Raw genomic sequence first — 20,286 nt, forward strand, 5'->3', positions numbered from 1 at the left:
ACGCGCGCCGGAATGTCCGCGATTACGAGACCCGTCCCGAGCACTCCGAAGCGATGCTCACCCTTGCCGCGATCACGCTCATGACCCGGCGTCTCGTCCGGCCCGCTGTCCAGCCCAACGCCGCGGCGCCACGGCCGTCAGCAGCTGTCTGGGCCGGGTGAACTCATCGGGGTGCGTGGGTTGGCGGCTGGATAACCGGCGCGGGATGTGCCCTCCGCGCTCTGCCTCTTGGGCTGCTACTGCCTACCCTTAAGGTTGCCGACGTACCGGTTGGCGCTCTTGCTCAGCGATCCCGGATCGAGTGACGACTCCACCGATTTCCCAGCGTTCCCAGTGGTTCCGAAGAACCCGCTATTTGTATCGAAACCCTCAGCGATCTGCTTCTGCCTTTCCGGCGTCTGGCTCTTCAGCCATGCCTGGTTGTCAGGGCTGAGCAACCCCATCAGTGTTTCGAGTGGATCGGTGGCCGTCCCGAGGATGTCGCTCAAGTCGTCGGTCATAGTGCCTCCTGGTGTGCGGGGCTTGAAGCCCGGGGCGCGGTACGGCCGACGCTGTCGCCGGTCTCGGGCAGCCCTGCCCTCCTGTGAGATAGGGAATGTCTGATGGGCGACGGATGCACCCTAATGGGCGCTTTCGATAGCGGCCTCGGTCGTGGTCAGGCACCGCCAACCACTCGGCTCACCAGTTCAAAGATGGGCTCTTATGGCCTGCAGCACTTGTTGTCACGGGCGAAGTGGGACGCCGACGCGGTCCGTGACGACCTCCGCAACTTCGTCATCGAGCAACTCGACGACGAGGACGTGGTGTTGGTGGTCGATGAGACGGGCGATCTGAAGAAGGGCACCGCCACCGTGGGCGTGCAGCGCCAGTACACCGGCACGGCCGGGCGCATCGAGAACAGCCAAGTAGCCGTCTACGTCGCCTATTCCAGTCCGCGCGGACACGCGGCGATCGACCGGGAACTGTATGTGCCGCGCTCATGGACCACGGACGAAGACCGCTGCCGGTCCGCCGGAATCCCCGAGGAAGCCGGCTTCGCCACCAAGCCCGCACTCGCCCTCCGCATGATCAACCGCACCCTGGACGCCGGAGTTCATGAGCCCTGGGTGGCCGCAGACGAAGTCTACGGAGGCAACCCGCAGCTGCGGGACACCCTGGAAGACCGCCAGGTCGGCTACGTCCTCGCGGTCGCCCGCGATCACCAGATTCCCACCCGGGCAGGGAAGGTCCGGGCCGATGCCCTGGCCAAGACACTGCCGAAACGGGCCTGGCAGAGGCTCTCGGCAGGCGCCGGCGCCAAGGGAAGCCGACACTACGACTGGGCCCTGGCCGACATCCTCGTCGACCGTCCCGGCCACCGCCATCTGCTCAACCGCAGCAACGGCGAACTCGCCTTCTACCGCTGCTACTCGGCCGCCACGGTGCCGTTGACCAAGCTGGTGCGGGTGGCCGGACGCAGGTGGACCATCGAGGAGATATTCCAGGCCACCAAGAGCCTGGCCGGGCTGGATGAACATCAGGTCAGGCGCTGGACGTCCTGGCACCGCTGGGTCACCCTCGCGATGCTCGCCCACGCCTTCCTAGCGGCATCAACCGCCCACGAACGCGCCCACCGCCCGACCCCCCACGGGCTGATCCCGCTGACCTGCAACGAGATCAAGCACCTGTTCACCGCACTTGCCGCAACAGCCGTACGTCCAGGCGGACATCGCCTCAGCTGGTCTGACTGGCGCCGACGCCATCAAGCCCGATCCCGAGCCTGCCACTATCAACGGCAGGCCGCTCATCAACGATGAAGATCACGAACTACAACTGGAGTATTAGTCGATGTCCTGCATCAGGAGGCACGACTCGTTTGGCTGGATCGTGTCAGCCCGGGGCTGCGGCACTCAGAGGATCTGTCGGATCAGGTGATGTCGAGGGTTGTCAGGGGCGGGTGGCGTAGCGGCTGTGCTTGCGCAGGCCGGTAGCGATGGTGTCGTAGCCGGTGAGGGGAGTGCGCCGATGGCCAGTTCGCGCAGCGTGGCTGTGGCCCGGCGCCCTTTCCGTGACATGAGTCGGTGCTGGCTCGACGCGATGTCCCAGAGCGTGTCGGGTACGGCGGCGATCCAAATTCGGGCCGGGTCGGCGTGGCTGAAATGGACGCGCAGCATGTCGTTGGCTCTCCCCGCTGAGCGCGACCGGTGGGGACATCGCAGCGCGAGGGATCAGGAGGTGATAACCGTGTCTTCAATGCGTGCGTACGGGGGCCGGCCAGGGGTGGCGGGCAGGTGCCCCTGGCCGGAGCGAGAGCGCGATGGTTCGCTTCGGGCTGGGAACCGGAGCGGACACGGTCAGTTGCAGGCGTGGCCCCAGCCCATGTCGGGGCGCCAGGTCTTGGTGCTCGCGGTCCCGCCCTGCTTCTTCCAGGTGAACTTGGCCTGTACCTGGAAACTGTTGGTCGGCCACCTGCACGGGTTGACCGACGAGGTGCTTGCCAGGTCTTGGGTGCTGTGCCAGCCGTCGTTGTCCTTGGCGGACTTCACCGTGAGCGTCCTGGTGCCGTTGAAGCGCAGGAGCTTCACGTCGTTTACCTTGACCGTGTAGTTGCCACCGCCGGCGGTGTCGGTGATCTTCGCCCGTGCCCGGTATGTGTCGGCCTCGTCGTCCCACCATACGGTCGCACAGCGCTTGACCTGCTTGCCGTAGCACTCCCAGGTGCTGTCCGCGGACGCCATGGACGGTGTGAAGACGATCGATGCGCCCACCGCTGCGACGGTGAGCCCACCAGCCGTACCGATCCGCCCGAGTTGCTTGAGCCTCATGAGGTTCCCTTCCAATGGCCCGCGGCCGTTGGACGGCCGCCGGGTCTTAAGCGCTGGCGACGGGAACGCTAGCCGGGAATCGGGGGTGGCCCGTGAGGCGTGCGGTGCTGTTGCGCAGCCGTGACAACGTCCGGATTCGGCTGCCGCCGCCAGCCGACCGAGCCCCAGATCTTCCAGGGCGCGAGCGACGGTCGGCCAGGAGGTGACGTCTGGGCCATACCCGGTGCGGTGGTTGGTGACTTCACTCTCAGCCCACCGGCCTGCCTTGCGAACGAAGCTGAGGTCGGCGGCGCGGTGTGCGCGCCCCGCGTTTGGGTTCGGGCGCGGGGACGCAGCCATCTGGGATGGCGTGTAGAAGGAGAAGGCCCGCAGCGTTGCCCGGACATCTCGTGCGGGACGTGTCGCCGCCTGCGGTGCGGGGCTCTGGGTGCGAAAGCCCGGCCGGGCGTGGGTGCTTGGCGTCGGTGCGGCCCTCGTGAGCGTGTTGCTCGTCGCGCTGATCGTCGTCGTGGCGCCGCACCATCTCCTGGCTTGGGACACTGCCGGCGCCCGCGTTCCGGACCGCGCGAAGGCAATCAACGACATTCGGACCACCCTGCCCAACCATGCTGGTGCGAAGGGCAAGCCCCTGTACTACATGGGTGACAGTGCGTAGAACTCCACGAACCGGGGTCGCATCTGCCCCACGGGGTGGGCTGCGGCAAACGGTGACGCCAGCGCGCTGGACGATGCGGCGGACAAGCTGAACTGTGACGAGTTCGCCTTCGCCTCCTCCTACAACAGCGGCGGCATGAAGAAGAGCGAGGGCGGCCTGAACGAAGCGATCCCGTCGGGCAGCACCACAGGGACCCCGAACGGGGATGCCTGTGTGCAGTCCTTCGCCAAGAAGCACGGCACGAAGGTGCACCTGTACAACGTCGACAACGGCAAGGTGCCGACGTTCTCTGAGGTGTGCGGGCGCTCGTCCATCTCCGGTATCCACAACCAGGAGTCCATGGGCGCGAACTTCAGCTCGTTCATGAAGGGCATGCGGATCATGGACAAGGATGCCTACTGGCTCGACACCCGCATGACCGGGACCTGCGCGGGCACCGACGTGTCCGTGAAGGCGGTGATCTGCACCATGGTCGCGAAGTAGCGGCCACCATGTGACAGCCGTGGGGGCGCCCCGAAGGGGGCGTCCCCACCGGTCTTGGGTCAGATCGCCGGCAAGGAGATCATGGCCAGCGGGAGCATTCCAGCCTCGACCGTGGCGCAGTCGATCGTGAGGCCGCAGTACTGTCCCACAGCTGTGAACACGGCCGGGGAGAGCTCTGCGCGGTGCTCTTCGACGTACTGCTGTGCCTCTTCCGCAGTAGTACCGGAGCCGTCATACGGGGAGGGGAACACCGCGTGCGCCGCGCGTAGTGCAGCGTCCAGTGCCGGCGACCACTCGGCGGCCTCGCCGAACTCCGCCTGCCGGGTCTGGCCATCCCCCGGCGCGTGAAGGAGCAGAGCTGGGGCATCGTGGTGATTCAACGTGAGACAGATGACTTCCTCACCCACCAGGGGCGCCATGGCGGGCACCCCCCGGTAGCCAAAGAACCAGGTAGCGGCGAACCCGTCCTCCAGCACGTACAACCAGTCCCCGCAGGTGCCATACATCGCACGGCTGATCTGCGTCATGTCCAGACCCGAGGGCATCGCCAACTCATCGCGGTCCTTGTAGAGGTCCTGGCACTGAAGCTGCTCCAAGTCCGCTCCCAGACGGACCAAGAACTCTTCCGCCTCGACGCCACGAACGGCTGTCAGGGAAATGCTGCCGCGCATCCCGGGCACGCCGCTCTTCGCGTCCTCAAAACTGTGCTCGCCAATCCACTTCAGCCCGGCCGCTTCCACTTCTAAATGCTGTTGCTCGCTCATCCCGCCAACCTACAAGCGGACAAGAAGGCCACTGCATGCACACCCGCTGGTCGACGGAGAGCGGAGGGCCTGGGGTGTGTTCGCCGTTCCACTCCCCAATCTCTGCCGCGGGTTCGGCGCGGCACTACTGGGTGCCCTGGCCGGTGGCGCGTTCACCATCCTCGGGTCGTGGCTTCAGGCACGGAGCAGCAACATAGCGGCTGCACTCGCGCAGGCCCAAGCGAACGCCCAGCGCGGATTCGACACCTTGACCCAGCTCAAAGTGCACCTGGAGGCGCAGACCTTTCAGGGCACCGGCAGCGAGGAGAGCCGGGCGGCCTGGAACCGGGAGCGCGAGACCCTGACCACCACGGCCAACAGCACCATCATGCTGCTGCCGGACAAGTACAAGGAGACGCGCGACAGGGTCCTGATGCTGCTCCGCATGATCAAGCGCTGGGAAGGTCTCCCCGCCTGGCCTGAGTACAAGGTGGCAACCAGCCTCCTCCTCTCCGAGGCGCTGAAGTTCCTCGGCCTCTTCGTCCGGGGCTCGGACGTCCCGGAGAAGCGCGACATGACCGAGGTCATCGCCCGGGATATCGAGCACTATCGACGCCAGGAGGCCCACCGGGAGCTGGAGTCCTTGGAGCGCGATGCCGAGCACAGCGGGCTGGACGAGGAGGACATGCAGCGGGCCCGCGATCTCCGGGAGTTCCTGGGGGAGCATCACCCGCCGGAGATCACGGGAGCGAGTGCCGACACCCCGTCATGACACCGGTCAGAGCAGGTACCCCCGGGGAGGTTGACGACAGTGCAGGCAGAGACGTTGGCGGGCCTCATGGGTCTCGCCGGTGCCGTGGTGGGTGCGGCGGTCTCCACGGGAGCCGTGACCTGGCAGCAGCGGAAGACCGCGCACGAGGCCGAGCGCGTACATCTGGCGGGCTTACAACTGCGCCGAGACGCTGCGATCCGCCTCGTCCAGATGACCCGCGGTGGATCCCGCGCCGCGGCTGCCCGCTACCTCGGCATCACCCTCGGCGCCCTTCAGTCCGCAACCGTCACCATCCGCGCCTGGCAGAAGATGCCGGGCAACGCGGACGCCTACCAGGACGCACTTCAACACATCGTAGAAATCGCCGCCGCGACCGAGGCGCCTTCCTCGACGAAGCTCACCGCTCCTGATGAGGTGACCGTCGAGCCTCGAACGCGTCGATGCGGGGACCGCCTCCCCCCGGCCACGGAACCGGGACCGGGATCTACGCTGGGCACTCCTTCCGCCCCGTCCGAGGAGTAGCGTGCCGCCGGCCCTCGTCCATCGGATCACCAAGTACGACCCCGCCGACCGCGACGAGCACGGTCACTACATCGGCGCCGAGGACACGATCAGCGACCACGGGCCTGTCGAAGCGGCGTACCTTGCGGCGGTGTCCGCCTTTGCGGAGGGCTCGGGCATCGACCGGCTGGAGATCCGCGACCCCGCGGTCACGGGCTTCGTCCACTTCGGCGGGGAACCCTCAGTTGCGGGGCACGGCCTCGGCGGGCTCTTCCCGCCCGACCTCACCGGCTACCACGACGGGGCCGAGGTCTCCCTTCCGGTCGCCCTGGAACTGGTCCGTGCGATGCTCCGCGACCAAGGCGCTTGGTGCCGACTGGAGGTGGGGGATTTGTTCACCGTGCATGTCGGATGGGACCAGTATGTGTACGTGGGCAGCGACCGGCCCTGCGCGAACGCCGTGGCCCGGACGCGGGAACTCGGCCTCTTCCCGGAACCTCTTACGGCCTCGCCCTACGCAGCCGAGTTCGACGAAGCGGAAGTGACGGAGCCAGCCGACGAGCACTTCTGGACACGCGTGCACACCGCGCTGGCCTCGCGGCATGCGTTGCTCCTCGAGGAAAGCTACGTTCGCAACGCCGCACGCTGGCACCGAATCACGCCGGAGAACCTCGACACAGTGCGCGCCGGTCTCGGCCCGCGCGCCTTGCTGACCGTCTGGCCCGACCTGACCCCGGACGTCGGCGCCGTCCTCGCCGCATTGCCCCAGGAGGAATCCATCGACTTCATCTGGGAGGCGCAGGACGGGACGATCAGCCACGCGATCGTCGACGACATGGACTACCAGGAGCTCAGCGCCCACGTGGCCGATGCCCGCGCCGCCTGCGCCCTGCCCCTGTCCCTCGCTGAACACCACCCGCTGCTCTGTGCTGCCCTCCCGGACAGCGACGGCGTACTGCGCGCCCGGTGGTGACCCGGTTCGCGCGCCGGGCGAGCCCCGAGATCCTGCGAGCCAGTCTCCGGCACCACCGGATCGTCCGCCGAGGTCCCCATCCCTCCACCGCGCTGGCCTACATCGCCGCCCGCGATCACCTGACCAGATGGTTCACCAGCGAGAGCAGTGGTGAGCCGCTTGGGCGGAGGTGAAACCGTCGGCTCGACGTGCTGGGCGAGGACACGTTCGGTGATCCCCACCGCCCCTCCGACGCCCGGATCGAGCTGGTCACCTACCCCGAAGCCGTCGTTCTCAGCGGCCTGTTGGCCTTGGCATACTGGCGAGACCATCCCCGACTGCCGGCCGAAGCGACACAGCGACTCAACATCGCACCCCTTCAGCTTCCGATGCACGAAATGGTCATCGCCACGATCGGGAAGGGGCGGTGATCTCACTGCCCGCCTGTCAGTGTCGATCGTCATCATGGGAGACATGACCAACCCCAACCTGACCACCGGCAGTATCTGGCGGCTCCACCACGGCGACCGGGAGATTGCCCGGCTGGCGGTCACCGGCGCCGATTGGCCCTGGATGCACGCCGACGTCGAGGCGCTTCCCGGTTTTGACGAGTTTCGTCCCCTCTTCAGCGAGCAGGAGCAGGCTGTCGACGAAGAGGACTGGGAGCAGATCGACGAGTGCTACTTCCGAATCCGCAGTGCGCTCACCCTGACGTTTCCCGACGGAAATCCCGTTGTTGAGTTCATGCTGCACATCCACGACGACGGCACCGCCGGCTGGCGCTGGCACGACGAGCCCTTCGACGCGGTGAACCCGTGACGACCTGGGTTCGCTGCTTCTGGGACGAGGAAGACGTCTGGTTCTACTTCGAGGTGGACGCCGATGGCTATGTGATCCGGCAAGTCGAGTTACTGGGGCCCGGAAGCAAGGCTCTGACCGCTGCCTCGCTGGCCGAATGGCAAGAAGCCAGAGGAGACGGTCGGTCAGCTGAATACGAGAGCGTCTACGGTCTGACCGCGGAACCGCCCATCTCCGAGTGGGAAGGGCACGACCCGCAGTCGTTGTCGGCCGATGAGTTCGAGAACGTTTGGTCGACCGCCCGTGGTGAGCTTCAGGATCGTCAGCGGCGCCCCTCTTCCTGAGTACGTCCATTACTGCGGCTTCCGACCAGGAAACTGCCATCTTCATCGCGAAACCGGCTGTCAAACGTCTCGCCAACCTGACAAGGTCCTGCTCAGGTGGCATCACCGTCGCCATGATCCATGAGACGCGTCAACCGCACCGCCCGCGCGTCTTCGCGATCCCTCGTCGCTACCCCGAGCAAGTCGCGGTTGATCCTGTCACCCCGCAGGTCAACGGCCTCGCACCTGCAAGATCTAATGAGACGGGACACCCGGACCGGCGATGCGCCACCAGACGCGGCTCACTCGGGGGTGAAGCTTCGGGGCGTGACGCTTTTCGCCCCCGTGACGCAGCGGCATGTGAGCCGACTGGTCATCGGACGTCGAAGCCCGCACGATGCCAGGGAGGCGCTATGGGAACCGAGTTCTGGCGGACGATCCAGATGGCTATCGAGAAGGACAACGGGACTGCCCGCCTCGTCGTGGCTCTCTGCGCTGCAGCAGTCGCCTTGCTCGGCGTCTACACGGTCGCCACTGCCAGGTAGACGGTTGCTGTACACGCTGGCGCCCGACAATCGCAGGTGATTCTGGTTTGCCGAAGGGTTGAACTGCGAAACAGCGGAGGCGGACCAGATCAACTGAGACGGCAGCTGGCGTTCACCCGCTCGGGACCACATCACCTGAGATTCCCGAGGGCCTCCGCGTCTCAGGTGAACTGGTCGCCGCAGGTCTGAACTGACTGCGAGCCAGATCAATTGAGACGGGACACGTGGCAGCAGATTCGAACTCCCACATCATTCGGGGCTGTGGCCGATCCCGACTTTCCTTCCGACCTCCTTGCGGCGCAGCTGGAACTGGCGCAGGCGCAGGCCGAACTCAGGGCCCTCGCAGAACGCCTCCCCTGGTCGGCGCAGCCGCTGCCCGGATACGACGACGCGAACCTGTGGCGGCCGCGGCAGCGGCCGGATTCGCCCGGATACACGCCAGAGCAGCAGGAATGGGACCGTCTCCGCGTCCGGGAGCTGGAGCTGGAGCTGGAGCTGGAGCTGGAGCTGGCCACGGTGATCGTGGAGCACGCGTACTGGCAGACCCTCTCGGGGCAACACCTGGTCGCGGCGCGTATCAAGCTCAAGCACGTCCACGAGCCGCCGGCCGCCCCAGAGAACACGGCCGCCTAGCGCGCCCTGCCCGACACCCCGTCACGCGCTGGTCACGGTGGTCGTCTCGGGATCTGCGGGCAGCGGCGCTGCGTCCCCGTACATGCACACGACGACGCCGTCCTCACCGGGCACCCGGTAGGGCTCGGAGGTGCCGGTGAGGGTTGTGGCCGGCGATGAGCCGGTGGGCTACGGCCAGAGCGGTCTGCTCGTCCGCGGCCGCCACGGTGATGCGAGCCAGGCCGGGATGGTTCAGGTACACGGAGCGCGAGGTCATGCCTGCACCGACGCCCGGAACGGCCCCAGAAGTTCGGGCCCGCGCACGAATTCACTCGTCCGGGCACGGTGGAAACCGGGCCGTGCAGTCTCGACGACGCGTCGCGCACGCACCCTGGCCAACCTTGAGGAAGCTCTGAAGACCAAGCGCGATCCCTCAGGGCATATCCGTCTTCACGCAGGGAGCTCTGAGGGTGAACGGCGTTGTAAAGCGGGAGACTTGGTGGACCAGGAAGAGTCCGACAGGCCGCGCGAGGGGACATGGCACCGAATGATGTCGCTCATCCAGCAATTGCCTCGCCCCAGAGGGTGCATCGGCTGGGGCGTACTGACAGCAGGTGCTGTCCTTGTGATGGCCACCCTGCTCCTTTTCGCCCCGATGAGTGAGGAGCCAACGGCCCCAGGGCAGAAGAACTACCAAGCCTCCATCGTGGAAGCTCAGAACCAGCTCTTCACGGGGCAGCTCACCCATACAAACGCGAAGTCCCTCCTCCCCCTTGCTCCTGGCGAGGAACCGGCCCTGTTCACGGCCGAGGTCCGCGGCACTTGGAAGACAGGCACCCCCATAGACCAGTACGACAGATACCTGCCGGTCAAGGCGGGGGCGCAGTTGGGGGTGAAGCTGCACTGTTCCGGCCCAGGTGTCCGGTGCGAACCACACGGTGCAGAGCGCAAGCCCGTGATCAGGAGATCTGACCGTGCGCACTGGTCGTGGGACGTGAGCGTGAAGCATCCAGGAAAGGTCAGAATCGCTCTCACCGCGACCTCTTACTATCGCGACAGCGACAGCGTGCTGGCTGAGACAAAACCCAAGATCGTGAGCGTCATCGTGCCGGAACCTGATCCGAGCACGTCGTCGCGCATCACCAGTGCGTGGCAATGGCTGGTCGGCGTAGTGACGAGCGCCGCTGGGCTCGCAGCGGCCGTCCCAGTCTTTGTTGCCGCAGGCGCTGCGGTCCTCGCGCGTCGGCGGCGCTCGTCCCAAGGTGCGGAGCGTACGCCCAGCCTCCGACCACGGAACCCGGCGGGAGCCGTTCGTACTGAGCGCTACCGCCAAAGGCGTGGAGGACGACGGCCTCCACGTGGCTGAGCTCGCCCCTCGCCGCGCGTCGTGGCCGCCCGCTGGCCGGCTGCGCCGGTGGGCCTCGTCCGGCGTCGACCTGGCACCGCGCTCGGGGTGCCGGGCGGCCCATCGGTTCGAGCCACTGATGGCAGACGAAATGAAGCCTCACCCGGCCCCCCGTGGGGGCTGAACCATACGAGGGGCTCGACCACCCACGTGGAGGGTAGGGACGAAATGCGGCTCCGGGTCTGTCCGTCTGCGAAAGCGTTACGTGGCCTGCGCCGACGGATCGGCAGTGCGCCGGTGCGGGCGTTGTTCGAGGTGCTGGCCGGGCTGCTGGCCCGACCGACGACTCCAGGCGTTCGCTTCAGTCCGCACGGGACGGTGTCGTTCGACGGCTGCAGTTCGCTGAGAGTCCCCGATTCCGAACGGAACCAGGCCTGGCTGGGCAGGACTTCGCACCATGGCTATCCGACGCTGGAGTTGATGACGTTGATCGAGACGGCACCCGGGCCCTGGTCAGCGCCGTGTTCGGCCCCACTGCCGAGGATGACTGAGTGGGCGGTCGCCGCGTCCCGCTTCCTGGCGGGTCTTGCCCCGCGCACGGTGCGACGTCACCCGCGATGACATGACGCCGCCTCAGTCGCACAGGGCCGCCATCTGCGTCTTCATCAGTCCCTTGCTTCGCGGGACGGGCGGCTCGCCCCTCAGGTCCGCGCCGAGGTCATAGACATTGACGGCGAGGACCAGCTGGCGCTCACTGTCGGCGGTCGTGAGGGACACGCTGGTGAAGCCGGGTCCGCCGCCGTCGGTCGACCAAGCCCTGATCGGCTTGGTGTCCGGCTTCGAGCCGCATGGCACGTCCATGCGCTGTACGCCGAGTCCGTACGCCGGCGCGTCCGGGAACCGCACCGTGGTCTTGAGCTCGCGCTGCTGAGCGGGTCGCAGCAGCTTGCCGGTGAACAGGGCCCGGTGGAAATGGGCCAGGTCATCGACCGTAGAGATCATGGCGCCGGCGGTCCAGTCGTACGACGGGCTGAACCGGGTCACATCGCGTCCCGCGAGGTCATAACCGTGCAGATGAGGGCCGTGAATGGCCGGGTCGGTCACCGGGAAGGAGGTGTCCTTCAGGCCGAGCGGCGCGAGAATCCGCCGATGAATCTCGGAGGGCGCGCTGTGACGTGTGACTGCCTCGATCACCAGACCTGCGAGCAGGTAGTTGGTATTGGAGTACGACCAGCCGCCGCCGGGCGCGAAGAGCGGCTTGTGCCGGACAGCGCGTGCGATCACCTCCCGAGGAGTGTAAACGTGGCCCCATTCGTGGCGCTCCAGGTAGGGGGCGAAGAACTCCGCCTCGGTGGTGGGGTCATAGATGCCCGAGGTGTGGTTGAGCAGTTGCCGGACGGTGATGGCCCTGCCGACGTTGCCGTTGCCCCGGACCACGCCGGGCAGCCATTTCTCCACGCTGTCGTCGAGCGAGAGCCGTCCTTCGCCCTCCAACTGCAAAAGCACCGTCGACACAAATGACTTGGTGTTACTGGCGATCCGGAACCGCTGGTCCGGCCGGGCACGCTCGCCGCTCGCCGTGTCCGCGAGCCCGGCCGCCACCCGCGACTCCCGCTCTCCGTGCCTGGCGTACGCCACGACACCCGGGAATCCGTCCGCGACCGTCTGCTTGATGGCCTCCCTGAGTCCGGCAGGCGGCGAGGCCGACGCCCGCTCTCCCACCGCGGAGGTCCCTGATATCGCCACCGCGCACATCCCCACCAACAGTGCTGCGGCCCCCGCACGTAACTTCACCGACTGCTCCCTGCTTCTGTTGCCTGTGCCGTGCCTGCCCCAGCGTGCCGGGCCGGCGCACCAGTCGCCCATCCTGCTGACGCCCGGGTTGATACGGGGGCTGTCCCCATCCCCCACCGCCTTGTCCCTTGCCAAGTCTGTGCATGGCGAGGTCCGGGGCTACTGAACTTGATTGGGTGATGTCGGATCCGCCGTTCCGCACCTCCTTCGGTGTGGAGACCAGCCGCGACGTGCTGCTGGTCCGCGTCGTCACCGCCGACGGAACCGAGGGCTGGGCCGAGTGCGCGGCCATGTCCGAGCCCCGCTACTGCTCCGAGTACGTCGACGGAGCCCAGGACGTCCTGCGTAAGTTCCTCATCCCCGCCCTGCCCAAGGGCAGCGTCGACGCCGCGGCCGTGGGACGGATCCTGGAACCCTTCACCGGCCACCACATGGCCAAGTCCGCGCTGGAGAGCGCGGTCCTCGACGCCCAACTCCGCATCTCCGGCGAGTCCTTCGGCTCCTACCTCGGCGCCGCCCGCGACCGCGTCCCCTGCGGCGTATCGGTCGGCATCATGAACTCCATCCCCGAACTCCTCGAAGCCGTCGAGGGCTACATCGCCGAGGGCTACGTCCGGATCAAGCTCAAGATCGAGCCCGGCTGGGACGTCGAGCCGGTCCGCGCCGTCCGCGAACGCTTCGGTGACGACCTGCTCCTCCAGGTCGACGCCAACGCCGCCTACACCCTCGTCGACGCCCAACACCTCGCCATACTCGACGACTTCGATCTGCTGCTGATCGAACAGCCCCTGGCCAACAACGACATGGTCCAGCACGCGCAGCTCGCGAAACTCCTGCGTACGCCGATCTGCCTGGACGAGTCCATCGAGTCCGCCTCCGACGCCGCGGCGGCCATCTCCCTGGGCGCCTGCTCCATCATCAACGTCAAGCCGGCCCGGGTCGGCGGCTACCTCGAAGCTCGCCGCATCCACGACCTCGCCCGCGCCCACGGCATTCCCGTGTGGTGCGGCGGCATGCTCGAGACCGGCATCGGCCGCGCCGCCAACGTCGCCCTCGCGGCTCTGCCCGGCTTCACCCTCCCCGGCGACACCTCCGGCTCCCACCGCTACTTCGCCACCGACATCACCGAACCGTTCGTCCTCACCGACGGCCACCTCGACGTCCCCACCGGACCCGGCCTCGGCACCGAACCGCTCCCCGAGGTCCTCGACGAGGTCACCACCTCCAGCGAATGGATCACACTCTGACGCCCCTCGACGAGACGTAGACGCGTAGAGCTCCCCGAGCGGACAGGCGCCCGGGGAGCCTCGCCATCTCGCGGCGCGTCGGCCTTCCGGCACTCGTACCCCCAGACGAATCGCACTCGACCCATTCTGAGCGCGACACCAACAAACACGGGTTCCGATCCCCGATGGTGGAACCACCCCACCGCTTCGCGGCATTGACCCAGCACCCGCGGTACCGCCCTCACTACCGTGACGGTTTCGGTATCACCGCACCCGCGCAGACGAAGCCTCCGCCTACAACGCGTCGGCCGTCCCGCGCCGCCTGCCTGCCGCTTTCACCCCTGCCGGACCACCCACCGCAGCGGCGGGCAGGCACCTCCTTGTGACTCCACGGGCCTCGTCGCAGAGCTTCAGCGACGACGTAGCAGGTTCGACGCCGGCCGAGGTAGATGGTCGACGACCCTGGACTGGAACGTGAACTGGGCGCCGCTCAGCGTCACCTGGCCGACCCGCCTGATTGGCGGCTGTCCGGCCCGTTCACCCCGCCAGCAGCAACTTCGCCCTCCTCACCAACGACGGGTACCAAGAAGTCACCTCCACCACCAGCAACCGCCCGGGCACCTCCGGCTGCGCCGACTGGGGAGTCGCGGTCTGTCAGCGACATGTTGGGTTTCCTTCACTTCGCGGCCGCGGCGTATGCCTTGGCCAGCGGGGTCCAGATGTTGTCCGAGACGGTGGGGGACGGGCGGTCGCGGTTCGTGAGGACCACCAGCGTGACCCCGCGCTGAATGTCGGTGAAGGCGGTTGAGGTGAATCCGCCGAACGTACCGGTGTGCCCCTGCCACGTCACACCGTCGACGACCGTGTTCCGGGTGGCGAGGCCATACGTGGCGTCGGCTGCTCGTGCCTGTGGGGTGGGCTTCACCATCTCTTGCACCGTGGACTTCTTGAGCAGCTGGTCACGCGTAAAGAGAGCGTCCAGAACTTGAGCGGCACCGAGAGCGGTACCGGCGAACGAGCCGTCGCCGAACGGGAATCCGAACGCATCGGTTGGCACGCCGGTGGCGCCATAGGCCGTGTTGTAGTCCTGCACGCCGAGGCCGTCCTGCAGCGGATGGTAGCCGTGGGCGAAGTGGGAAAGCGTGTTGCGCGCGTACCGGTCCTGCGTGATCTGTTTACCGTTCTCCGGCGCTACAGAGCCTGCGCGGGCAAAGAAGCGAGCGATTTCGTGCTGGACCGCTGCCTGTCCGCCGAGCTTCTTCACCAGCACCTGCAGGAGAATGATGAAGTTGGTGTTCTCGTATTGGAAGCGCGCCCCTGGCTTCTTGGGACTGTGGATTCCGACGTTCAACTCCGAGAAGGTGAACGGTTTGTTCGGCTGGTACTTGTTGGGGCCCGTGCCGCTGGGAGCGCCTTCCGTGCCGGGCGGGAACAACGGGATGATCTTGGGATCTGCGTAGAGGTTGTTGTAGCCGGTGGTATGGGACAACAGCATGCGGAGGGTGATCTGGTGCGACCCGGCGATGTCGTCCCCGACGTACTTCGAGATCGGCGCGTCGAGATCCAGTTCGCCCTTCTCGACTTGGTGGAGGGCGAACACTCCCAGGAGCATCTTTCCGAAGCTGCCGTAGTTGAACAGCGTGTCGTCGTCCACCCGCATCGCGGGGTGAATGTTGTTGATGGCCATGCCCCGGTTGGACGACCAGACGAGGTGGCCGCGCTTGAGTAGAACCGCTTGTACGCCCTGGTCGGGCGCGCCGGCGATTGCCTTGGTGAGCTCCGCGTCGAGTGCCTTTCTCAGGTGCCGGGTCTTCGTGCTCTGATCATCCTGGTGCGACGACGGCCGTGTAGCCGACACCGGTTGCCCGTCGGCGGTGCCGACGAGGGTGAGTGCCGCGACGGTGACTACTGCGACTGACGAGGCGCGCCAATTTCTCCAAAGCATGTTCAGTCCTCAATTCCACTCTCGGGTGTACGAGTTCTGCGTCGCCCTGCTTGTGCCGGGCTGTTGCTGGATGGGTGGCTCATCTTGCGGATGGAACGTTCAGGGGTGCAGCGCAGGATCGGGGGCGTCGCCGGCGGGCTGGAGGCGAGAGTGGTGACGGCTGTAGAGGAGGTATACGGCCGTCGCCAGGGCCATCCAGATGGCGAACAACAGGTAGGTGTGGGTGGGGAGTTTGTAGAGCAGGTAGCAGCAGAAGACGACGGAGAGCACCGGGACGACGGGGTAGCCGGGCACCTTGAAGCCGCGCGGCAGATCGGGTGCGGTGCGGCGGAGAATCATCACCCCGACCGACACCACCACGAAGGCCACCAGGGTGCCCATGCTGGTGAGATCGGCGAGCTCGTCCAGCGGGATGGCCGCTGCCAAGACGGCAACCAGGGTGCCGACGGCGACGGTGCCGGCCACCGGTGTACCTGAGCGCGGGTGCACGCGGTGGAACAAGGCGGGCAGCATGCCGTCCCGGCTCATCGTGTACAGGATGCGGGTCTGTCCGTACAGCACGACCAGCACCACACTGACGATCGAGAGAACCGCGCCCGCCGACAGCAGGGCCCCCGGCCAGCTGGCCCCTGTGACCTTGACCAGGATCGCCGAAAGCCCCGCCTCCTGACCGCTGAACGCCGTCCAGGGCTGCGCGCCGACGCCGACCAGCGCGACGAGCACGTACACCGTAGTGACCACCACCAGCGAGCAGATGATCGCCAGCGGCAGGGTGCGGCGCGGGTTCTTGACCTCCTCGCCCGCGGTGGAGACGGCGTCGAGGCCGATGAAGGAGAAGAAGACGGTGGACGCTGCCGCGCCGATGCCTGCCATGCCCATCGGGGCGAAGGGGTGCAGGTTCGAGGAGTGGAAGCCGGTCACTGCGAGTGCCACGAACAGCACCAGCACGGCGAGTTTCACCAGCACCATCACGGTGTTGACGACGGCTGATTCCTTCGCGCCGCGGACCAGCAGGAGGCAGCAGAGCAGCACCAGGACGGCGCCGGGCAGGTTGAAGTACCCACCGGCGCCGGGCGGGGCGGCGATCGCGGCGGGTATCTGGAAGTCGAACAGCCGCTGGGTGAGGTCGTTGAGGTACTGGCCCCAGCTGACCGCGATCGCCGAAACGGAGACCGCGTACTCCAGCAGCAGACAGCAGCCGACCGCGTAGGCCGCGAACTCGCCGAGAGTGGCGTAGGCGTAGGAGTAGGACGAGCCGGACACGGGGACGGCGGAGGCGAGTTCGGCATAACAGAAGGCCGTCAGCGCGGCAGTGATCGCGCCGATGACGAAGGAGACGATGACGGCCGGCCCGGCTTCGGGAACAGCGGAGTTCAGCACGAAGAAGATACCGGTGCCGATCGTCGCACCGACACCGATCATGGTGAGCTGGAACAGGCCGATCGTGCGTCGCAGCCCGCCGTGCTCGGCGTCGTCCTCGAAGGACGCCAGGGGCTTACGCCTGAGGAGCTGTCGACGAAAGGTCAGGTCAGCGGGCATAGAGAAGTGCCTCTCAGGTACAGGGTCGCCAAGGCAAGGTCAGGGCAGGTCGCGGCGCATCAGGTCGTCGTAGGTCTCACGGCGCACCACCGCCCGGGAGCGGCCATCCCGGCAGAACACGACGGGCGGGCGCCGGGCGCCGTTGTAGTTGTTGCTGAGCGAGTAGGTGTAAGCGCCGGTGGCGGGCACGGCGATCAGATCTCCGGGCCGTGGGTCCTGGAGGGGGACTCCGGCACTGAGGATGTCTCCCGACTCGCAGTGGCGTCCGACCAGCGCGCACGGCTGGCCGCCGCCGACGCGGGTGGCGACGGTGGCCTCGAAACGCTGCCCGTACAGCGAGACCTCCAGGTTGTCGCCCATGCCGCCGTCGACGGCGACGAAGGTCGGCTCACCGGGCTTGACGGTGACGGCCCGGTAGAGAGAGACACCGGCCTCGGCGACCATCGACCGGCCCGGCTCGATCAGAATCCGCGCCTTGGCGGGCAGTAGCTCCCGGGCGGTGTCCACCAGGGCGTCCAGGTAGTCCTCGACGCTCGGCGGCCGGTCGGCGTAGGTGTAGCGGGCACCGAGCCCCCCGCCGAGGTCGTAGACGGCGAACTCGCCGAGTTCGGCGATGGCCTCCACGGCCTGCGTGAAGGGCTTGGTGTCCAGGATCTGCGAGCCGATGTGCACATGGACGCCGTCCAGACGCAGCCGGTCGCTGCCCCGCAGCCGGGCGATGGCCTGCCGGGCTTGGGGCACCAGCAGCCCGAACTTGGATCCTGCCCCACCGGTGGAGACCGCCTCGTGAGTGTCGGGCCGGATGCCGGGGGTGACGCGGACCAGCACTCCTTGGGTACCGCCGGCGGGCACGATGCGCTCCAGCCGGTCGATGTCGTCGAAGTTGTCGATGACGATCAGCCCGGCTCCGGCGTCGACGGCCAGACGCAACTCCTCGTCCGTCTTGGCGTTGCCATGCACTACCAAGCCGGCCGGATCGGCCCCGGCCGCCAGGGCGAGGGTGAGTTCACCTCCGCTCGCCACGTCCATCCCCAAGCCCTCCTCCGTCAGGAGCCGGTACACGGCGGTGCACGGGAACGCCTTGGAGGCGAAGGTGACTCGCGAGTTCGGCCAGCGTGCCGCCAGACCATCCGTGTAGCGGCGAGCACGCTGGCGCAGTGCGTTCTCGTCCACCAGCAGTGCCGGTGTCCCGTACTGCTCGGCCAGCTCGTCGACCGGGCAGCCGCCGATCACCAACTGGCCGCCCGGGGCGATCCGGGTTCCGGGCGGGAAGAGGCTGAGCAGATCGTTCACGGGGTGCCTTTCGGACTGACTGGCTCGTTCTCCGCTGTCCAGCGGTGCGCACCATGCTGAGGCGAGCAGGAGCCCCAGTCATTGGCGAATTCGCCTAAGCTCGCGCCATGGAGTGCACAGAATCGTCAACCGGAGAGGGGACCAGCGAGGAGCTGTTTGCCCTGTCCACCGCCATCGCCGCCGTGGTCGGCGGGTCGGTGGCCATCGAGGACCTGGACCGCCGGGTGCTCGCCTACTCCACGCTGCCCGACCAGCTGATCGACGACCTGCGGCGCCAAGGCATCCTCAACCGCCAAGTCCCCGACGAGCCCAGACAACTGAGCCAGTACCGTGCGGTGCTGAACACGACGGGAGTGCGCCGGCTCCCGCCGCTTGCCCCGGACGAACTGCCCAGGGCCGCGGTTGCGATCCGGGCCGGCGATCTTCCACTCGGCACCATCTGGGCCATCGAAGGATCCGAAGGGCTCACCTCGGCGAGCGAGCGGGCGCTGCTGGACGGGGCGCGGCTCGCCGCCCTCCACATGCTGCGCCGCCGCAGCGCCGCGGAACTCGACCTGCATGCCCGGCAGGAGGCACTGCACGGTGCACTGAACGGAAACGGGTCCGCAGCCGAGACACGGTTCCGGCTCGGCCTGTCCGACCAACCCCAGTTCAGCCTCCTCGGTCTCGCCCCGCTGCGCGTCGCGGGCCGTGAGTCACCTCCCGTGGTCCGGCTCGGTGTGTCGGCCGCGGGGCACTTCGCCGCAGTGCACACCGAGGCAGCGGTCACCACCCTGGGGCGGACGGTGTACGTGCTGCTGCCCGAACTGTCCGCACCTGCCGTCCGGCGCCTCGCCGAGCAGGCTGTGACCGCCCTGGCCCGGTCCCGCGACGTCCCCCTGCGGAGCGCGATCAGCCGATGTGACGTCGACCCCGGGGAACTTCCCCAGCTCCGGACGGAAGTGGACGACATCCTCCGGGTCACGACAACCGATCCGACCGCTCCGCCCGTCGCCAGCCTTGAAGACGCCCACGCCCGCGTCCTCCTCGCCCACATCGGCGACACACTGGCCCGCGAACCCCGTCTGCGGCATCCCTCGATCGCAGCGATGCTCGAACACGACCGCGAGCAGCGCACCTCCTACGGGGCATCTGTGCTGGCCTGGCTGGACGCCGTCGGCAACATCGGCCAGGCCGCGGACCTCCTCGGCTGCCACCCCAACACCCTCAAGTACCGGCTCAAGCGCGTGCGGGAGCTGTTCGGCCTCGACCTGAACCACCCGGACGACCGACTCTCCTGTTGGCTTCAACTACGCCTGAGCAGATGACGCAGGCCCGGCGACCTGGTGACACGCCTCGCTGACCACCTCGTCGTCGAAGCCAGCGCGCGTCTCTTGTTCGACGGTCATCTAACCGCCGCAGCCGACCAGCTGTGTCGCCACGACCGACTGGGAAGGCGAGCAGGCCGACCCCACGCCTGCACCACCGCCCCAGCACGTCCCGGGCATGCCGGGTCTCTGCCGGGGCGGCGGCGCTTTGCGGAGCGTCAGCGCTGCGCGACTGTCGCGTCGCCGCCGTTACTGCGCGCTGTGACCTTGTGCACCGAACTCTTGTCAGTCTTCACGCCGACCTTGCGATCCCCACCATTGGCCTGAGCCTGCACCGCATACCGCCCGGCTGGCAGATCCACGTCCACATCGCCGCCGGCGCTGAAGGCATCGACATCCGTCGGCGCCTTGGCGAACGCAAGATCCACATCCCCGCCGTTCGTCTTGGCGGCCGTGCTCCCCGCCAGCGCCGACCCAGTGATATCGCCGCCCCCGCTTGAAATCCTAGAGGCCAAGCGCTCGGGGACCTCGATGCGGTAGCTCACCGAACAGCTCCCCGACCGGCAGTCGTGATCCTTGAGTGTGACCTCGCCGCCGCGCGACGTGTGGGATGTTTTCGGCTTGTCAGCCGAGTACGTGATCTTCTCGG

The 20,286-nt window shown here is 67.4% G+C and carries 22 protein-coding genes and 1 pseudogene; 14 read left to right on the plus strand and 9 right to left on the minus strand.

Annotated features, from left to right (window positions below; translation table 11 throughout):
- Positions 1-236 precede the first annotated feature (236 nt).
- Positions 237-500 (minus strand): hypothetical protein, encoded by a 264-nt coding sequence (locus tag ABD378_RS19585; protein ID WP_344522212.1) that lies wholly within the window; start codon positions 498-500, stop codon positions 237-239.
- A gap of 192 nt (positions 501-692) precedes the next feature.
- Between ABD378_RS19585 and ABD378_RS19590 the strand changes: the two genes are divergently transcribed.
- Complete coding sequence (locus ABD378_RS19590; protein ID WP_425583857.1) at positions 693-1,796, plus strand: IS701 family transposase; 1,104 nt, start codon at positions 693-695, stop codon at positions 1,794-1,796.
- Between the two features lie 537 nt (positions 1,797-2,333).
- Here the strand turns inward: ABD378_RS19590 and ABD378_RS19595 are convergent.
- Positions 2,334-2,804, minus strand: a complete 471-nt coding sequence (locus ABD378_RS19595; protein ID WP_344522213.1) for a hypothetical protein — start codon at positions 2,802-2,804, stop codon at positions 2,334-2,336.
- Between the two features lie 475 nt (positions 2,805-3,279).
- On the opposite strand from ABD378_RS19595, the gene ABD378_RS19600 reads away from it, so the two are divergent.
- Positions 3,280-3,459 (plus strand): hypothetical protein, encoded by a 180-nt coding sequence (locus ABD378_RS19600; RefSeq protein ID WP_344522214.1) that lies wholly within the window; start codon positions 3,280-3,282, stop codon positions 3,457-3,459.
- A gap of 135 nt (positions 3,460-3,594) precedes the next feature.
- Positions 3,595-3,942: a hypothetical protein gene (locus ABD378_RS19605; RefSeq protein ID WP_344522215.1), complete on the plus strand. Its 348-nt coding sequence runs from the start codon at positions 3,595-3,597 to the stop codon at positions 3,940-3,942.
- Between the two features lie 59 nt (positions 3,943-4,001).
- Here the strand turns inward: ABD378_RS19605 and ABD378_RS19610 are convergent, their stop codons facing one another.
- On the minus strand, positions 4,002-4,706 hold the full coding sequence (locus ABD378_RS19610) for a hypothetical protein (protein ID WP_344522216.1): 705 nt from the start codon (positions 4,704-4,706) through the stop codon (positions 4,002-4,004).
- 247 nt (positions 4,707-4,953) lie between these two features.
- Between ABD378_RS19610 and ABD378_RS19615 the strand changes: the two genes are divergently transcribed.
- The 8 genes from ABD378_RS19615 to ABD378_RS19650 all read left to right on the plus strand — a co-directional run bounded on the left by ABD378_RS19615 (position 4,954) and on the right by ABD378_RS19650 (position 9,209).
- Positions 4,954-5,457, plus strand: a complete 504-nt coding sequence (locus ABD378_RS19615; protein WP_344522217.1) for a hypothetical protein — start codon at positions 4,954-4,956, stop codon at positions 5,455-5,457.
- Positions 5,458-5,496: 39 nt separating this feature from the next.
- Complete coding sequence (locus ABD378_RS19620; protein WP_344522218.1) at positions 5,497-5,979, plus strand: hypothetical protein; 483 nt, start codon at positions 5,497-5,499, stop codon at positions 5,977-5,979.
- Position 5,980: 1 nt separating this feature from the next.
- A complete protein-coding gene (locus ABD378_RS19625) occupies positions 5,981-6,931 on the plus strand; it encodes an RNA-binding protein (RefSeq protein ID WP_344522219.1) in 951 nt (316 codons plus the stop codon).
- Between the two features lie 188 nt (positions 6,932-7,119).
- Positions 7,120-7,341 carry a hypothetical protein gene (locus ABD378_RS19630; protein WP_344522220.1) on the plus strand — a complete coding sequence of 74 codons (222 nt, stop codon included), beginning with the start codon at positions 7,120-7,122 and terminating at the stop codon, positions 7,339-7,341.
- Positions 7,342-7,384: 43 nt separating this feature from the next.
- On the plus strand, positions 7,385-7,729 hold the full coding sequence (locus tag ABD378_RS19635) for a hypothetical protein (RefSeq protein ID WP_344522221.1): 345 nt from the start codon (positions 7,385-7,387) through the stop codon (positions 7,727-7,729).
- Positions 7,726-8,052, plus strand: a complete 327-nt coding sequence (locus tag ABD378_RS19640) for a hypothetical protein (protein ID WP_344522222.1) — start codon at positions 7,726-7,728, stop codon at positions 8,050-8,052. The genes ABD378_RS19635 and ABD378_RS19640 overlap by 4 nt, the downstream gene beginning before the upstream one ends.
- A 392-nt stretch (positions 8,053-8,444) precedes the next feature.
- Positions 8,445-8,576, plus strand: a complete 132-nt coding sequence (locus tag ABD378_RS19645) for a hypothetical protein (RefSeq protein WP_344522223.1) — start codon at positions 8,445-8,447, stop codon at positions 8,574-8,576.
- Between the two features lie 261 nt (positions 8,577-8,837).
- Positions 8,838-9,209, plus strand: coding sequence for a hypothetical protein (locus ABD378_RS19650; RefSeq protein ID WP_344522224.1), 372 nt, complete (start codon positions 8,838-8,840; stop codon positions 9,207-9,209).
- 103 nt (positions 9,210-9,312) lie between these two features.
- On the opposite strand, the gene ABD378_RS44190 is transcribed toward ABD378_RS19650, so the two are convergent.
- Complete coding sequence (locus tag ABD378_RS44190; protein ID WP_386546488.1) at positions 9,313-9,465, minus strand: DUF6207 family protein; 153 nt, start codon at positions 9,463-9,465, stop codon at positions 9,313-9,315.
- A 1,314-nt stretch (positions 9,466-10,779) separates the two neighbouring features.
- Between ABD378_RS44190 and ABD378_RS19655 the strand changes: the two are divergent.
- Positions 10,780-11,081, plus strand: a pseudogene (locus ABD378_RS19655) (IS4 family transposase); the annotation flags it as partial.
- 85 nt (positions 11,082-11,166) lie between these two features.
- Here the strand turns inward: ABD378_RS19655 and ABD378_RS19660 are convergent.
- A complete protein-coding gene (locus ABD378_RS19660; RefSeq protein WP_344522427.1) occupies positions 11,167-12,288 on the minus strand; it encodes a serine hydrolase domain-containing protein in 1,122 nt (373 codons plus the stop codon).
- A gap of 218 nt (positions 12,289-12,506) precedes the next feature.
- Between ABD378_RS19660 and menC the strand changes: the two genes are divergently transcribed.
- On the plus strand, positions 12,507-13,574 hold the full coding sequence (gene menC / locus ABD378_RS19665) for an o-succinylbenzoate synthase (RefSeq protein WP_344522225.1): 1,068 nt from the start codon (positions 12,507-12,509) through the stop codon (positions 13,572-13,574).
- Between the two features lie 655 nt (positions 13,575-14,229).
- On the opposite strand, the gene ABD378_RS19670 is transcribed toward menC, so the two are convergent.
- The 3 genes from ABD378_RS19670 to lysA all read right to left on the minus strand — a co-directional run bounded on the left by ABD378_RS19670 (position 14,230) and on the right by lysA (position 18,330).
- Positions 14,230-15,498, minus strand: a complete 1,269-nt coding sequence (locus tag ABD378_RS19670) for a serine hydrolase domain-containing protein (RefSeq protein ID WP_344522226.1) — start codon at positions 15,496-15,498, stop codon at positions 14,230-14,232.
- A 99-nt stretch (positions 15,499-15,597) separates the two neighbouring features.
- Positions 15,598-17,037, minus strand: a complete 1,440-nt coding sequence (locus ABD378_RS19675; RefSeq protein WP_344522227.1) for an amino acid permease — start codon at positions 17,035-17,037, stop codon at positions 15,598-15,600.
- A gap of 39 nt (positions 17,038-17,076) precedes the next feature.
- Positions 17,077-18,330, minus strand: coding sequence for a diaminopimelate decarboxylase (gene lysA, locus ABD378_RS19680; RefSeq protein ID WP_344522228.1), 1,254 nt, complete (start codon positions 18,328-18,330; stop codon positions 17,077-17,079).
- Positions 18,331-18,437: 107 nt separating this feature from the next.
- On the opposite strand from lysA, the gene ABD378_RS19685 reads away from it, so the two are divergent.
- Entirely contained in the window at positions 18,438-19,637 is a 1,200-nt protein-coding gene (locus tag ABD378_RS19685) for a PucR family transcriptional regulator (protein WP_344522229.1), read from the plus strand.
- Between the two features lie 218 nt (positions 19,638-19,855).
- Here the strand turns inward: ABD378_RS19685 and ABD378_RS19690 are convergent, their stop codons facing one another.
- Entirely contained in the window at positions 19,856-20,182 is a 327-nt protein-coding gene (locus tag ABD378_RS19690) for a DUF4097 family beta strand repeat-containing protein (RefSeq protein WP_344522230.1), read from the minus strand.
- Between the last annotated feature and the right edge of the window lie 104 nt (positions 20,183-20,286).

The sequence above is a fragment of the Streptomyces rectiviolaceus genome (genome assembly GCF_039533825.1).
Lineage (GTDB): Bacteria > Actinomycetota > Actinomycetes > Streptomycetales > Streptomycetaceae > Streptomyces > Streptomyces rectiviolaceus.

Bases quoted from the DNA above. Each gene is read 5' to 3' on its own strand.
- ABD378_RS19585 (WP_344522212.1), bottom strand. From the start codon at position 500: ATGACCGACGACTTGAGCGACATCCTCGGGACGGCCACCGATCCACTC.
- ABD378_RS19590 (WP_425583857.1), top strand. From the start codon at position 693: ATGGGCTCTTATGGCCTGCAGCACTTGTTGTCACGGGCGAAGTGGGAC.
- ABD378_RS19595 (WP_344522213.1), bottom strand. From the start codon at position 2,804: ATGAGGCTCAAGCAACTCGGGCGGATCGGTACGGCTGGTGGGCTCACC.
- ABD378_RS19605 (WP_344522215.1), top strand. From the start codon at position 3,595: ATGAAGAAGAGCGAGGGCGGCCTGAACGAAGCGATCCCGTCGGGCAGC.
- ABD378_RS19610 (WP_344522216.1), bottom strand. From the start codon at position 4,706: ATGAGCGAGCAACAGCATTTAGAAGTGGAAGCGGCCGGGCTGAAGTGG.
- ABD378_RS19635 (WP_344522221.1), top strand. From the start codon at position 7,385: ATGACCAACCCCAACCTGACCACCGGCAGTATCTGGCGGCTCCACCAC.
- ABD378_RS19645 (WP_344522223.1), top strand. From the start codon at position 8,445: ATGGGAACCGAGTTCTGGCGGACGATCCAGATGGCTATCGAGAAGGAC.
- ABD378_RS44190 (WP_386546488.1), bottom strand. From the start codon at position 9,465: ATGACCTCGCGCTCCGTGTACCTGAACCATCCCGGCCTGGCTCGCATC.
- ABD378_RS19660 (WP_344522427.1), bottom strand. From the start codon at position 12,288: ATGTGCGCGGTGGCGATATCAGGGACCTCCGCGGTGGGAGAGCGGGCG.
- menC (WP_344522225.1), top strand. From the start codon at position 12,507: ATGTCGGATCCGCCGTTCCGCACCTCCTTCGGTGTGGAGACCAGCCGC.
- ABD378_RS19670 (WP_344522226.1), bottom strand. From the start codon at position 15,498: ATGCTTTGGAGAAATTGGCGCGCCTCGTCAGTCGCAGTAGTCACCGTC.
- ABD378_RS19675 (WP_344522227.1), bottom strand. From the start codon at position 17,037: ATGCCCGCTGACCTGACCTTTCGTCGACAGCTCCTCAGGCGTAAGCCC.
- ABD378_RS19685 (WP_344522229.1), top strand. From the start codon at position 18,438: ATGGAGTGCACAGAATCGTCAACCGGAGAGGGGACCAGCGAGGAGCTG.